This window comes from Clostridium kluyveri DSM 555 (assembly GCF_000016505.1).
Classification (GTDB): Bacteria; Bacillota; Clostridia; order Clostridiales; family Clostridiaceae; genus Clostridium_B; species Clostridium_B kluyveri.
In genome coordinates this window covers 2,098,313-2,112,285 of sequence record NC_009706.1, presented here as the reverse complement: position 1 = coordinate 2,112,285, position 13,973 = coordinate 2,098,313, and the positions used below count along the sequence as shown (strand labels likewise).

At 31.7% G+C, this 13,973-nt stretch carries 16 protein-coding genes; 15 read left to right on the top strand and 1 reads right to left on the bottom strand.

Going from position 1 to position 13,973, the window contains the following annotated elements; all coding sequences use genetic code 11:
- Positions 1 to 196 precede the first annotated feature (196 nt).
- The 5 genes from CKL_RS10185 to CKL_RS10165 all read left to right on the top strand — a co-directional run bounded on the left by CKL_RS10185 (position 197) and on the right by CKL_RS10165 (position 3,721).
- Positions 197 to 511, top strand: a complete 315-nt coding sequence (locus tag CKL_RS10185; protein WP_012102413.1) for a nucleotidyltransferase family protein — start codon at positions 197 to 199, stop codon at positions 509 to 511.
- Entirely contained in the window at positions 483 to 875 is a 393-nt protein-coding gene (locus tag CKL_RS10180) for a nucleotidyltransferase substrate binding protein (RefSeq protein ID WP_012102412.1), read from the top strand. The genes CKL_RS10185 and CKL_RS10180 overlap by 29 nt, the downstream gene beginning before the upstream one ends.
- 430 nt (positions 876 to 1,305) lie before the next feature.
- A complete protein-coding gene (locus tag CKL_RS10175; RefSeq protein WP_012102411.1) occupies positions 1,306 to 1,563 on the top strand; it encodes a type II toxin-antitoxin system Phd/YefM family antitoxin in 258 nt (85 codons plus the stop codon).
- Entirely contained in the window at positions 1,548 to 1,811 is a 264-nt protein-coding gene (locus CKL_RS10170) for a Txe/YoeB family addiction module toxin (protein ID WP_012102410.1), read from the top strand. The genes CKL_RS10175 and CKL_RS10170 overlap by 16 nt, the downstream gene beginning before the upstream one ends.
- A gap of 314 nt (positions 1,812 to 2,125) precedes the next feature.
- A complete protein-coding gene (locus CKL_RS10165; protein ID WP_172634796.1) occupies positions 2,126 to 3,721 on the top strand; it encodes an AAA-like domain-containing protein in 1,596 nt (531 codons plus the stop codon).
- Between the two features lie 384 nt (positions 3,722 to 4,105).
- On the opposite strand, the gene CKL_RS10160 is transcribed toward CKL_RS10165, so the two are convergent.
- Positions 4,106 to 4,819, bottom strand: coding sequence for a FadR/GntR family transcriptional regulator (locus CKL_RS10160; protein ID WP_012102408.1), 714 nt, complete (start codon positions 4,817 to 4,819; stop codon positions 4,106 to 4,108).
- A gap of 589 nt (positions 4,820 to 5,408) precedes the next feature.
- On the opposite strand from CKL_RS10160, the gene CKL_RS10155 reads away from it, so the two are divergent.
- The 10 genes from CKL_RS10155 to CKL_RS10110 all read left to right on the top strand — a co-directional run bounded on the left by CKL_RS10155 (position 5,409) and on the right by CKL_RS10110 (position 13,963).
- Entirely contained in the window at positions 5,409 to 6,167 is a 759-nt protein-coding gene (locus tag CKL_RS10155) for an amino acid ABC transporter ATP-binding protein (protein WP_012620560.1), read from the top strand.
- 50 nt (positions 6,168 to 6,217) lie between these two features.
- Positions 6,218 to 7,084, top strand: a complete 867-nt coding sequence (locus tag CKL_RS10150; RefSeq protein ID WP_012102406.1) for an ABC transporter substrate-binding protein — start codon at positions 6,218 to 6,220, stop codon at positions 7,082 to 7,084.
- Between the two features lie 76 nt (positions 7,085 to 7,160).
- Complete coding sequence (locus CKL_RS10145; protein ID WP_148204841.1) at positions 7,161 to 7,871, top strand: amino acid ABC transporter permease; 711 nt, start codon at positions 7,161 to 7,163, stop codon at positions 7,869 to 7,871.
- 34 nt (positions 7,872 to 7,905) lie between these two features.
- The gene (locus CKL_RS10140; protein ID WP_012102404.1) at positions 7,906 to 8,616 is read left to right on the top strand and encodes an amino acid ABC transporter permease; all 711 of its coding nucleotides are present in this window, start codon (positions 7,906 to 7,908) and stop codon (positions 8,614 to 8,616) included.
- Positions 8,617 to 8,637: 21 nt separating this feature from the next.
- Positions 8,638 to 9,792 (top strand): iron-containing alcohol dehydrogenase, encoded by a 1,155-nt coding sequence (locus tag CKL_RS10135; protein ID WP_012102403.1) that lies wholly within the window; start codon positions 8,638 to 8,640, stop codon positions 9,790 to 9,792.
- Positions 9,793 to 9,819: 27 nt separating this feature from the next.
- Complete coding sequence (locus tag CKL_RS10130) at positions 9,820 to 11,100, top strand: aspartate aminotransferase family protein (protein WP_012102402.1); 1,281 nt, start codon at positions 9,820 to 9,822, stop codon at positions 11,098 to 11,100.
- Positions 11,101 to 11,111: 11 nt separating this feature from the next.
- Complete coding sequence (locus tag CKL_RS10125) at positions 11,112 to 12,101, top strand: C-terminal binding protein (protein WP_012102401.1); 990 nt, start codon at positions 11,112 to 11,114, stop codon at positions 12,099 to 12,101.
- Positions 12,102 to 12,114: 13 nt separating this feature from the next.
- The gene (locus CKL_RS10120) at positions 12,115 to 12,486 is read left to right on the top strand and encodes a RidA family protein (protein WP_012102400.1); all 372 of its coding nucleotides are present in this window, start codon (positions 12,115 to 12,117) and stop codon (positions 12,484 to 12,486) included.
- 23 nt (positions 12,487 to 12,509) lie between these two features.
- Positions 12,510 to 12,833, top strand: a complete 324-nt coding sequence (locus CKL_RS10115) for a (2Fe-2S)-binding protein (protein ID WP_012102399.1) — start codon at positions 12,510 to 12,512, stop codon at positions 12,831 to 12,833.
- 2 nt (positions 12,834 to 12,835) lie between these two features.
- On the top strand, positions 12,836 to 13,963 hold the full coding sequence (locus CKL_RS10110) for an NAD(P)/FAD-dependent oxidoreductase (RefSeq protein ID WP_041700808.1): 1,128 nt from the start codon (positions 12,836 to 12,838) through the stop codon (positions 13,961 to 13,963).
- Positions 13,964 to 13,973 lie beyond the last annotated feature (10 nt).

The following is a 13,973-nucleotide window of genomic DNA, read 5'->3' as shown; positions in this document are numbered from 1 at the left end:
TTTCACAGGTAAGAGATATGATTTACCATCTTTAATAAAAATTTTATGGAGAATTTAATTATGATTCAACCATTTAATGCATTTTATCTACTTTCTTATTTGACACATATTTTTCACGGCTTTTATAAAAAGAGGATAAGGGAATTATATGATATAATTGATAAAAAATGAATATTTTTAGTATGGGTGATTAAAATTGATAGATGATAAATTAAAAACTGAGTTAGAAGTGATTTTTAGTAGATATACAGAGGTTAAAAAAGTTTTATTATTTGGCTCCCGAGCTAGAGGGGATAATAGGCATAATTCCGATATAGATTTATGTATATTTGGTGAAGGTGTAACTCATTTAATTTTAGCAAAGATAAATATGGATATAAATGAATTAGATACTTGTCTAAGTTTTGATATATTATCCATTAATGAGCTTAGCAAAGAAGAATTAATAAAAAATATACTAAAAGAAGGTGTCATTATATATAATGAAGAGATTAGATCAAAGAATATATGATTTTACAAATGCATTAAGCCGATTAAGAGAAGCTTTAGAAAAAGACATTACAGATGATATAATAATAGATGGTATTATTCAAAGATTTGAATTTACATTCGAGCAGAGTTGGAAGGTTATGAAGCTATATTTAGAGGATCAAGGAGTATTAGATGAAGCTTTATCGCCAAGAAGCACTATAAAAGTGGCTTTTAAGCATAAAATAATATCTAATGGAGATTTGTGGATTGAGATGATGTTAGATAGAAATAGGACATCTCATATGTATGATGAAACAGTTGCTAAAAGCATAGTTGAAAGAATCAAAAAAATGTATATTAATGAATTTAATGATTTGGAAAAGTTATTAAAAGTGTATGAATGATGCCACATTGAATAAAATATCCGTTATTGAGAGATGCATAAGAACTTATGTTATGGTATATATTAACAGAAAATGAGGAAATTTCAAAAAAGCTAATTAGAAGGTTAAAGATGATTTTGTAATTTGTAATAGTTAAATAGAAAAAGGATGCAAGAAATAAAAGCATCATTAATCGTGAAATTTTAAAATAGTTGATATTTATGCAATATTACAACAGTAACAAAGCTATTAATGCTGAAAAAGTCTATGAATTTTTTGCATATAGATTGTTACAAAATTATAAAGATCATTGTCAAATATCTCTTTTTGTATTTCATTCAATTCTTTATTTAGTATAGATAAAAAATAATTTAATTAATATATAAAATATTACTGAAAGTATAGGCGTTCGTAAAAACGTGCCATATAATGTAATTAAAGAGGTGGTTGTATGAAGACTTTTAATGTTACTTCAGTTAGAAGTGATATATATAATATAATAAACCAAACTATAGTAAATTCTGAACCTATACAGATAACTAGTAAAAATGGAGATGTTGTTATGTTAAGTCTAAAAGATTGGGAAGCAATACAGGAAACATTGAATCTTGTATCAATACCTGGGATGAAAGAAAGTATTCTTGAAGGTAAAAAGGAACTCGTTGAAGAATGTAAAACATTAGAGGATATAGGATGGAATATAGAGTAGTTTTTACAAAGCAGGCAGTAAAAGATGCTAAAAAATTAGATGCTTGTGGATTAGACAAAAAAGCTAAGGAATTACTAAAGATAATGATTAAAAATCCCTATCAAATCCCACCTAAATATGAGAAGTTAGTGGTGGATTTAAAAGGAATTTATTCAAGAAGAATAAATATACAGCATAGGCTAGTTTATGAAGTATTAGAAGAAGAGAAGATGATAAAAGTTTTAAGAATGTGGTCACACTATGAGTAAAAAAATCTATAAAAGTGTTTATCTGCTAAAAGCATAGTTGAAAGGATCAAAAAGATGTATATTATTGTAAGAACAGTCAGAAGTGGATGTTCTTTTTTGTCGTCTTTAGATGATTGTAAAAAAGAATAAATGTTTGTACAAAGTTAACTTTCTATGACTATAATAAAAATATAAATTATAATGGAAAGATATTATTGTTATAGATTATAATAAGGGAGAAGATGAAGATAAGTAGATAGATGCAGGAATTAAAAAAATATATGGCAGAATATACTGATAAAGTTGGTAATAGATACAAGTGGGGTGTAAAAGTTATGGAAAAGGAATTTAATGTAACGGGAACCTGTATACCAGAAATGCACTATATGGTAGATATATCAAATAAATTAGATAAAGTTTTTAGACTTATTGAAAAGGGAAAATATTTTGTGATAAATAGACCAAGGCAGTATGGAAAGACTACTACATTATTTTTACTTAATAGGGAACTAAAAAAGGATAATAATTATTTACCTATAAAAATAAGCTTTGAGGCAATAGATTCAGAGACTTATAATGAAATGAAAAGTTTTTTAAAAAGTGTAATGACACAGATAATAAATTATTTTAAGTTTAGTAAAGAAAAAAATATGGTGGAGTTTATTAGAAAATATAATAATAAGGTAAATAAAATGGATGAATTCAGTGAATTCATAACAGACCTAGTAGAATATGCTGAAAAAAAAGTAGTTTTTATTATAGATGAGGTGGATAAAAGCAGTAACAATCAATTGTTTTTAGATTTTTTGGGAATGCTTAGAAACAAGTATCTACTCAGAAATGAAGGAATGGATATTACATTTCACAGCGTAATACTGGCAGGGGTGCACGATGTGAAAAGTTTAAAGATAAAGATAAGACCGGATGAAGAACATAAATATAACAGTCCCTGGAATATAGCCTCGGATTTTGATGTGGACATGAGTTTTTCAAAAGAAGAAATAGGTACTATGCTGGATGACTATGTAAAAAATAAAGGGGTAGTACTGGATAAAGAATATTTCTCAGAAAGACTCCATTTCTATACTTCGGGATATCCTTTCCTTGTAAGTAAGCTCTGCAAAATAATGGATGAAAAAATAATGTCAGAGGGCGATTTGAAGTGGAAAAAAGAATATATGGATATGGCTGTGAAGAAACTTTTAAATGATGATAATACAAATTTTCAGAGTTTAATTAAAAATATTGAAAACAATAGAGAACTATATGATTTTGTAAGAAATATAGTTTTAGATGGAGAAGATATAACATATGTAAAAAGTGATGAGATAGTAAATTTAGGAACATTATATGGTATTTTAAAAGAAGAAAATGGAAATTGTAAAATAAATAATAAAATTTATGAGCAGCTGATATATAACCACATGATGATGAAAGTGATAAGAAATAATGAATATGCTGAAATATCTAAATATAATTACAAGTCAAAATTTATAAAAGAAGACGGGAGTTTAGATGTGAAAAAGGTACTTATAAAGTTCCAGGAGTTTATGAAACATGAATACTCAAGAAAAAGAGAATCCTTCTTGGAAGCAGATGGCAGGTTATTATTTTTAGCCTTTATAAGTCCCATAGTAAATGGCACAGGATTTGCATTTAAAGAAGTGCAGGGTGGAGAGGAAAAAAGGTTTGACATAGTTATAACCTATAATAAAAAAATGTATATATTGGAGTTAAAGAGATGGCAAGGGGAAGAATACCATAAAAAAGGACTTGTCCAACTTGGAGAATATTTAGATCAATACAGTCTGCATAGAGGATATCTTTTGATATTTGACTTGAGAAAACTTAAAGGTGAAGCAGGAAAAGTGGATGAAGTAAGGGTAAAGATAGGTGATAGGGAAAAGAATATAGTAGAAGTCTATTGTTAAATATTTTCTTTTGATTAAGTGCTGAATGAGTTCTTAGGAAATTAAAATATGCAGCAAATAATGTTACAAATGCTACAGAACCATCTGAACTATTAAAACCACAGGTTGTCCTATAACTGCCTTTAAAGGTTCTATTAAGACGTTCAATTATATGTTTTAAAGGTCTTGTATTCCTTTGAGACTTCATCTTAAAATAACGGACTTTTGAAAATAATTTTTAGGGTTAAATACTGTGTTGCATACCTTACAGATGGGGGTGTTAGCAATGGTAGCGATCGGATAAATTGAGGAAACAAGGGGCGCACTTAGATTTGTAAACTCAAATGTAGATACGTCCCTGTAAATCTATTCCTATTTTGGTAGGTGAAAGGGGTGGGTGCTTTTTTACAACTTATCTGCCATATGTTTATTCCGTAAAGAACTGTTTAACATTTCCATTTCTGAAGCAAGGCAATTTATGTGTGAATCTACAGCCATCATCATTTTCTTTTCATCCATATTTTTTATGGATCTTATCATGTCTTTATGTTCAGCTTGAGCCTTTAATGCTCTATTAGGGTATAAAGAATTTAGTTTGTATAATTTTTTATCTGAAATATTGTTAAATGTATTTATAAGTAACACTAGAGTCAAATTGCCTGTACATTTTGCCAATTCTATATGAAAATTAATATCTTCCTGTGTAAATTTTGATGTATCTCCAATTGCAGATTCCATTCTATTATATATTTCTTCTAAATTTCTTATGTTTTCTTTAGTAGCTTTTTGAATAGCTCTTTTGGCCACGGCCTCTTCTAAAATTTTTCTTACTTCCAAAATTTCATTTAGATTTGATTTGCTAATACTTATAGCTTCTTGCAGTTTACTGGTTATTACATTTTCCTTGGGAATAGATACATAAGCGCCTTTGCCAATATGTATTTCAACCAGGCCCTTCTCAGCCATTACTTTAAAAGCCTCTCTAACTACATTACGACTCACATTATATTTTTCAGCCATTAATCTTTCAGATGGTAATTTTGTACCATCAATTAAATCACCTTTTTTAATTTTTGATTCTAAATCATCTACAATATTGGCATATAAGAATTTACTCATAGTGATTACCTCCAATACTTTAAATTTGTAATACCGGTAGTACCAGTTGATAGATCATTAGTCTACTCCTAATATTGTAGATTAATTATATGAAAAATAATTTAATACTTGTATAAAATCCTCATACTTTTCTGCATTTTTCAAAGTTTTTTTCTTTGAGAATTTATTGTTATATTAAATATTTAGATTTTTTTATATTATACTAAGAGATTATATCAACAGTACATCCTTTTTTATATATTGTCAAGGGCATTTTTTAATAAGCCCTTTTAATTTCAAGAACATTTTTATTTAATCACATTATATCGTAGGTTTTTAGGAACGTCCACATTTTCACCAATATTTTGTGGTGTAGTATGTATTTGTTGTGAATCCACTTTTTTCAGATTGAATTTGCTTGTGAAGCTTTTTGTTTATATTATTACTTTTCTGGTAAAAATAGGGTTTGCATAGAGGCTCTGATATTAAAATTTCTAAAAATGCAGAAAAAATATTGACAATTATCAAAATCATGATATAATTATTAATAAATTAATAATTGGTATTACCGGTAATACCAATTGCGGCAAGGAGGATATGTATGAATTATATGGTACAGCTTAATAATATTCATAAATCTTTTGGCAAAAGTGAAATATTAAAAGGAATTAATATGAATGTAAAAAAAGGTGAGATCGTGGTAATACTTGGTCCAAGCGGTTCTGGTAAGACAACTTTACTTAGATGTATTAATTTTTTAGAAAGAGCTGATCTTGGCAGTGTAACAGTGGATAATTTTGAGGTTGATTGTAAAGATGGCTCTAAAAAGGATATAAGGAAATTAAGATGCAAAACTGCAATGGTTTTTCAGCTGTATAATCTATTCAGAAATAAAACAATTCTTGAAAATGTCATGGAGGGACTAGTAGTAGTAAAAAAGGTGCCTAAAGCTGAAGCAAGGGAAAAGAGTATAGAGTTATTGCAAGGTGTAGGACTCGGAGACAAACTGCATAACTACCCCTCACAGGTTTCAGGAGGGCAGCAGCAGAGAGCTGGAATAGCAAGAGCTTTAATATTAAATCCTGAAGTAATATTATTTGATGAACCAACTTCGGCATTAGATCCAGAATTAGTGGGAGAAGTATTAAATACCATAAAAGAAGTAGCTAAGACAGGTATTACAATGGTGGTGGTAACTCATGAAATAGCTTTTGCAAAGGAAATTGCGACACATGTGGTGTTTATGGAAAATGGAGTAATAGTTGAAGAAGGATTACCTGGAAAAATATTCAATAATCCAAAAAAATTAAGGACAAAACAATTTTTATCCAGAATTATGAAGGAAGAGGGAAAATCCGTGTATAGTTAGCAAATTGTTAATGAATTTTAAAGAATAAAAGTATTTGGGGGGCAATGATAATGAAAAAAATATTTAATGTGCTAATTGGTGCAATAATGATATCTACCATATTTTTATCGGGATGTGGTAAATCTAATACAGCAGATAATACTTCAGCCAAACCTACCGCAGAGAATCCAAAAACAGTAGAGATTGCTATTTTGACTGGAATGGCACCTTATACATATGTAGATGATAATGGTAAGTTTCAAGGCTATGATTACGAATTTTTGACTATGGTTGACGATATGTTGCCTGAGTACAAATTTCATTATAATTCTGTTGAGCCAGATGCAGGTGCAGCGGCAGTTAAGGCAGGTACTTATGCCCTATCTTGCTCGGCACATTTTATAACTCCTGCAAGACAAGAAAATTTTATTTTGTCATATCCACAATCTTATTATCCTGTAAATTTGATATCCCGTAAAGCCGATAGCTTTACTAAATTTGAAGATTTAAATGGAAAAACATTAGTTCCCAATCCTCCTAATGATGGATTATATGTAGTATTGCATGATTTAGCTAAGAAATATCCTGATGTTAAATTCACACAGGAAGAGGTTTCGAACTATATACCTTATGCAGATGGATGCCGCGGCGTGGCAAATGGACAATGGGATTGTTGGTTTGGCGGGGATACAATGTTTTATGACATTATGGAAAAAGAACCAATGGATCTTTTTTGTTCAGAACCTATATACTGTGCTCCATGTGTAGTTGTATTAAATAAAAATTATACTGATTTAAGAGACCAGATAAATAAATGTATAGTTAAATTGTATGAAGAAGGTAAACTATCTGATTTATCTAAAAAATGGTTAGGAAATAAGGACGTTTGGGAGATTGCAAAACAAACTGGTGCTTTATCAGATGTATTTAAAAAATAAACTCAACTAAAAATGCCGGGGAGTTATGGTCTCCTCTGGCAAAATTAAAGAAATATGCTCAGTAGGGGGGTATTTTGTGGAAAAACTAGAATTTATGATTAGTAAAATGCCAATTATATTAAATGCACTGCCCATTACTTTAGAAATATTATTTTTTTCAGTGGTAATAGCACTGGTAGTGGGAATGATATTAACATATGCAAAAGTAGGTAAGAATAAGGTTGTTAGATGTATTGCCAGTATATATATATCATTTATGCGCGGTACACCAATGATTGTCCAACTTTTATTGGCTTTTATCGGGATTCCACTGATTTTAGATAGTTTTGGAATATCAACTGCAAATTGGAACAATATAATTTATGCAATAATTGCTTTTAGTCTCAATGAAGCTGCATTTTTTGCTGAAATATTCCGCTCGGCCTATCTGGATATAGACAAAGGACAGATAGAAGCAGGACAAAGTATTGGAATGACTAAGTTCCAGACATTTAGAAGAATAATATTTGTACAGGTAGCAGCAAAGGCACTCCCAAATACAACCAATATGATTATTGAACTTATGAAAAATACTTCATTAGGTATAGCCATAGGAGTAACGGATTTAATGGGAATGGCCAAGCAAATTTCATACAACAATTATGGTGTTGGACAAACGGAAACTTTCATAGTGGCAGCATTTATATATTGGATAATGGGATTAATACTTACCATTGTCTCTAGCAATATAACAGCTAGACTTAATAGATATAATAATCCTGTTTTAGCTAATAGGAAAGCAAGTTAAAAATCGTTGCAAATAGAAGAAAGGCGGATTTACTATGAATTTAGATATGGAATATATGATTCAGTGTATAAAACCTATAATATCCAAGTTCCCAATTACATTATATATGGCTGTAACTGCTACAATTCTGGCATTAGTAGTTGGCTTGATATTTTCAGTTATAGTCAAGAAAAATATATTTTTATTGTCTAAAGTAATACACTTTATCAACTCATTTTTAAAAGGTATTCCAGTACTAGTGATATTATATATTTTATATTATTCAATGCCCACTATACTGGTTTCATTAGGAGATAGCTTAGGTTTTAAATATGATATAAAAAATCCACCCAAATTGATGTTTGGCATATTTGCATTTGGAATAACCTATATTCCCTATATGTGTGACATGATAATATCAGCATATGATACCATCCCAAGAGGACAAACTGAAGCATGTGATTCAATCGGATTTACAACCTTTCAAACTATGCAAAAAATAATAATTCCACAGATGGTAGTTGTATGTGTGCCTATTTTTGGCAATCATTTTGTTAATATATTGAAAGCCACCTCACTGGCATATATGGTAAGTATTATTGAAATGATGGGAGCTGCTAAAAATTATGCTACTGGTACCCAGAGATTTATGGAAACTTATATAGTAGCAGCATTAATATATTGGATTATTTGTATAGCATTTGATAAACTTTTTGCTTTGATTGAAGCAAATACTGGAAAATATAGAAGAAAGTTAGCACAGTAACTTGTATAGGGGGATAAAATAATGGAATTTACATTTAAAATGCCTACGAAAATTATTTTTGGGGTTAACTCAGCGTTAAAATTAAATAGTTTATTAAAGGAATTAAATTTTAAAAGAATATTTGTAGTTTCAGGTAAGTCTTTTGAAAAAACAGATTGTTTTAAGATATTCATATCTAATTTAATGGATAAAGATTTTGATGTAACTTTATTTACAGATATTATTCCAGAACCTACTGTAAAAGTAGTTGACAGGGCTGCGGAGGTATTAAAGAGCAGCTGCTCGGATGTTGTAATTGCAGTTGGTGGAGGAAGTACTATTGATATTTGTAAAGCAATATGTATGTTAAAAAATAATGAAGGATCTGTAAAAGAATATTTGTTCAATGGAAATAAAACTGTAGAAAATAAATCACTACCTTTAATTGTGGTTCCCACAACAGCAGGCAGCGGCAGTGAAGTGACTGCTGCAAGTGTAATATCAGATGAGGAAAATAATATAAAGCTGTCAGTAACCCATAATTATCTAATACCAGAAATTGCAGTATTGGATCCTGCCATGCAAACAAGTATGCCCCAATTGGTAACTGCAAGTACGGGAATGGATGCACTTACACATGCTATTGAGGCTTATGTTTCAAAAAATGCATCAATAATTAGCGATACATATGCAGAAAAATCAATAGAGCTTATAGGAAAGAATATTTATACTGCAGTATTTACACCTGATAATTTAGAAGCCAGAGGGAAAATGGCTGTTGCAAGTACACTTGCTGCAGTAGCTTTTGCAAATGCTGGACTTGGTGCAGTACATGGAATTTCCCAGGCTATGGGAGGGATAGTTCATATACCCCATGGTGTTGCCAATTCTATGCTGTTGCCAGCTGTAATCAAAAAGAACATGGTTGGAAATTTAGAAAAATTTTATAGAATAGCCAAACTGTTAGGTGAGAAAGTTGAGGGACTCACTGTCAGAGAAGGAGCCTTAAAGACTATTGAGAGAATAAGGGAGATGGCTTTAGATTTAAAAATACCTGGTAAATTATCCGAGGTAAATGTAAAAAAAGAGATGTTTCCTCAAATAGTCAAGGGAACAATGGAGTATAGATTATTACCTTTAAATCCAATTAAACTGGAAGAAAAGGATGTATATGAAATATTGAATGTTTTGGTATAAAAATTTGTAAATAAAGGGGAGTAAAAAATGAATTATGAAAATTATAAACAGTATTTAAGTCCGGCTTTAGCTAAAGCTACAGATTTAATTATGGAAAGCGGTAAAGGATGTTATATGACAGATATTAATGGTGATGAGTATTTGGATTTTGTACAGGGTATTGCAGTTAATGCATTAGGACACTGCCATCCGAAGGTTGTACAAGCTGTTGTAGAGCAAACCAAAAAACTGATGAATGGTTCATTTAATTTAGTTAATTTTCCAACCACTCTAAAGCTTGCTAAAAGATTATCTGAAGTAACCCCTGGAAATTTAAATTCAATATTTTTCTCAAATGGTGGTGCAGAAGCAATTGATGGAGCATTAAAATTGGCTAAAGCATATACTAAAAGACCTGCAATAATAGCCTTTAAAGGCTCATTTCATGGTAGAACTTTAGGTGCAACAACTATTACTGCATCTAACTCAAAGTATAGAAAATATTATGAACCTATGGTTGGATCAGTTTATTTTTCCACTTATCCCTCTAAAGATCTATGCCCAAAGGGCTTTGATGAAAAGCAAAGAACAGAGTATTGTTTAAATGAATTAGATAGTTTGTTTAAATATGTTGTGGCTCCGGAGATGGTGGCGGCAATTATAATGGAGCCGGTACAAGGTGAAGGGGGTTATGTGGTACCTACCAAGGAATTTGTACAGGGTGTTAGAGATATTTGCACCAAACATGGAATTTTATTGATATTCGATGAAATTCAATCTGGTTACGGCAGAACTGGCAAGATGTTTGCAGGAGAGAATTTTGATGTAGTTCCAGATATTATGACCGTGGGAAAGGCAATTGCAGGAGGGCTTCCAATGAGTGCAGTAATATCTACTCCGGAGATAATGGATGAATGGCATGCCGGTATGCATGGCACTACTTTTGGAGGAAATCCTGTATGTGCTGCAGCTGCATTAGCAGTATTGGAGGAATACAAGAACGCTAATATTTTAGAGAATGTCAATAATATGGGGGCATATTTGCGAAAGAAGCTGGAAGTTTTAAAAGAAAAGTACAGCTGCATATCTGATATTAGAGGATTAGGGTTAATGGTAGCTATAGAATTTTCCTATGGAGATGGCACTCCGGCAGGTGATTTATTTGAAAAAGTTAGAGATAAATGCTTTAAGAATAAACTATTGACTCTGGCATGTGGGGTTTATGGAAATGGACTGAGATTTGCTGCACCTTTAAATGTTACTGAAGATGAAATAGATAAAGGTATAACAATTATTGATAAAGTGTTGGGTGAAATATGGAAGAAATAGGAGGAACAATAATGGATAAGAAAAGAGTACTTTATTATAACATTGATGACAGTTTAGATTATGAAAATTCTTTATTAAAAGAATGGGGCATTGACAGTCTGGAACTTGTTGAAATTAAGGACAGAGAAGGAAAAAAGCCTTTTATTGAATATGCCTATGATTTTGATGGTGTAGTAGTAGAGTACCAGCAGATGACAAAAGAAATTATAGAGAGTCTGCCTAATCTGAAAATAATTACTCTTCAAAGCATTGGCTATAATAATGTAGATATTTCTGCAGCTACTGAGAATAATGTATGTGTCACCAATATTCCAGGATTTTGTACAGAAGAAGTTGCCCTGCATACCATTGGAATGATTATTGATTTGGTAAGAAAAATAACATTTCTGGATAGGTTGGTAAGAAAAGGCAAATGGGATCCTTTATGTGGATATAAAACATACAGATTAACGGACAAAACAATAGGATTATATTTCTTTGGGAGTATTCCCAAAGCTATGATGCCAATGCTAAAGGCCATGGGATTAAATGTTTTGGTATATGCCCCTACAAAAACAAAAGAATATTTAGAAGAGTTTGGTGCAGAAAAGGTAGAAACATTTGATGAATTGTTAATAAAATCAGATTTTGTTTCATTACACTGTCCGTTAATGGCATCCACAACCCATTTAATTTCAGAGAGAGAACTAAAATTAATGAAGGAGAGTGCATATCTTATAAATACTGCCAGAGGTAAGGTTGTAGATGAAACCGCATTAATAAAAGCTTTAAAAGAAGGGCGGATTAAAGCAGCTGCAGTAGATGTTATTGAGGATGAAGATAATGAACAAAGTGAATTATTTTCATTAGAAAATACAGTTATTACTCCCCATGCAGCATTTATATCTGAAGATTCATTTTATGAAGGTAGAAGGAGAGCTTTAAAACAGCTAGTTTTGAGATTGGCGAAAAATGAAAAACCTGAAAGTTTGGTAAATAAAGAATTAGAAATTAAATTTTAAGGGGTGTTTGGTTATGAAAAGAGAAATAAGCATTGATAGTTGTGCATTAGCACAAGGACCTTATGTCCAAGGACTAGTTTATAATGGAATGATTTATGCCTCTCAAATTGGAATAGATAAAGAAGGCAACTTGGTGGAAGGAGGAATTAAGGAACAGACAAAGCAGATTATGGAGAATTTTAAGTTGATCCTGGAATCAGAAGACTCAAGCATGGACAAAATTATTCAATGCACAATATATATTGTAAATATGGAAGATGCCCCCCTTATGAATGAAGTGTATGCAAGCTATTTTACCAAACCGTATCCGTCACGATGCTGTGTACAAGCAGCTGGAATGTCAGGTGGAGCTGTAGTAGAAATGTCAATTACAGCAGCAATATAAAAATTTAAAAGAGAAGGCAGGTCATGGATGTGTGTTTAAGAGTAGAAAACCATATTGTACTGGATGTTAATGAGCCTTCAACTATGGTGGAAATAACTGTTGATGGCAAAACTATAATGGCTAGGGAGGGAGAACCTATACTTGCAGCATTACTTGCAAATAATATTTTTATTAACAGGTATACATTAAAACGCAAAGAACCAAGAGGATTGTTTTGTGGAATTGGTCAATGTACGGATTGTGCCATGATTGTAGATGGAACGCCAAATGTAAGAACATGTATTACTCCTGTAAAAACTGGTATGGTAATAGAAACCCAGTATGGTTTGGGGAGGGAGAGATTTTAATTATGATAGAAAAGGACATTGTAATAGTTGGAGCTGGTCCTGCTGGATTAGCTGCAGGAATCGAAGCGTCTTTGGCAGGGGCTGAAGTTTTAATGGTAGATTTGAATATGAAACCTGGAGGTCAGTTGTTCAAGCAAATACACAAGTTTTTTGGTTCTTCTGCTCATAGGTCTGGTGTAAGGGGTATGGATATTGGCAGAGAGCTAGTGAAAAAAGCAGAAGAGAATGGAGTGGAAATTTGGCTTGGAAGTACTGTTATAGGATTGTTTCCAGGTAATAAGGTCGGAATAGAAAAAGGTAATGATAATGAAAAAAGAAAGCTTATCACTGTTAAAGCTAAAAAAATAATAATTGCAGCTGGAGCATCTGAAAATGTAGTTAGATTCAAAGGATGGACTAAGCCTGGAGTTATGGGAGCTGGTGCGGCACAAACCATGGTAAATGTTAACCATGTAAAGCCAGGTGAGAAAGTTGTCATGCTTGGAAGCGGCAATGTTGGCTTAATAGTATCTTATCAGCTTATGCAGGCAGGCTGTGAAGTTGTGGCTTTGGTTGAAGCAGCTCCTAAAATAGGAGGATATGGTGTGCATGCTGCTAAGATCAAAAGAGCAGGGGTTCCAATATATATTAGACATACTATAATTGAAGTCAAAGGAGACAATAAAGTTTGTGAAGTGGTAATTGCAGAGGTAGATGAAAAGTATCGGCCTATTGTAGGGACGGAAAAAATAATTAAAGCTGATGTGGTTGCAATTGGAGTAGGATTAAAACCTTCTGTTGAATTGGCCAGACTATTGAAATGCCAATTTACATTTAATGCCCTATTTGGCGGTGAGGTACCTCTACACAATAAAGATATGGAAACATCAAATGAAGGAATATATGTAGCGGGAGATACAACTGGTGTGGAAGAAGCTAATACAGCGCTTGAAGAAGGACGTATTGCAGGCATTTCTGCTGCTCAAAAGCTTGGATATATAGATGATGATATTGCAGAAAATAAGAAAAAAGAAATTTGGCAGCGTTTGAAAAGTTTAAGATTAGGACCTTTTGGAGAAAGACGTCTTAGGGCAAAAGAACAAATTATGAAAGAATATGAAGACAAAATAAGGATACCAATTTGTAAATAAGATTATAAGA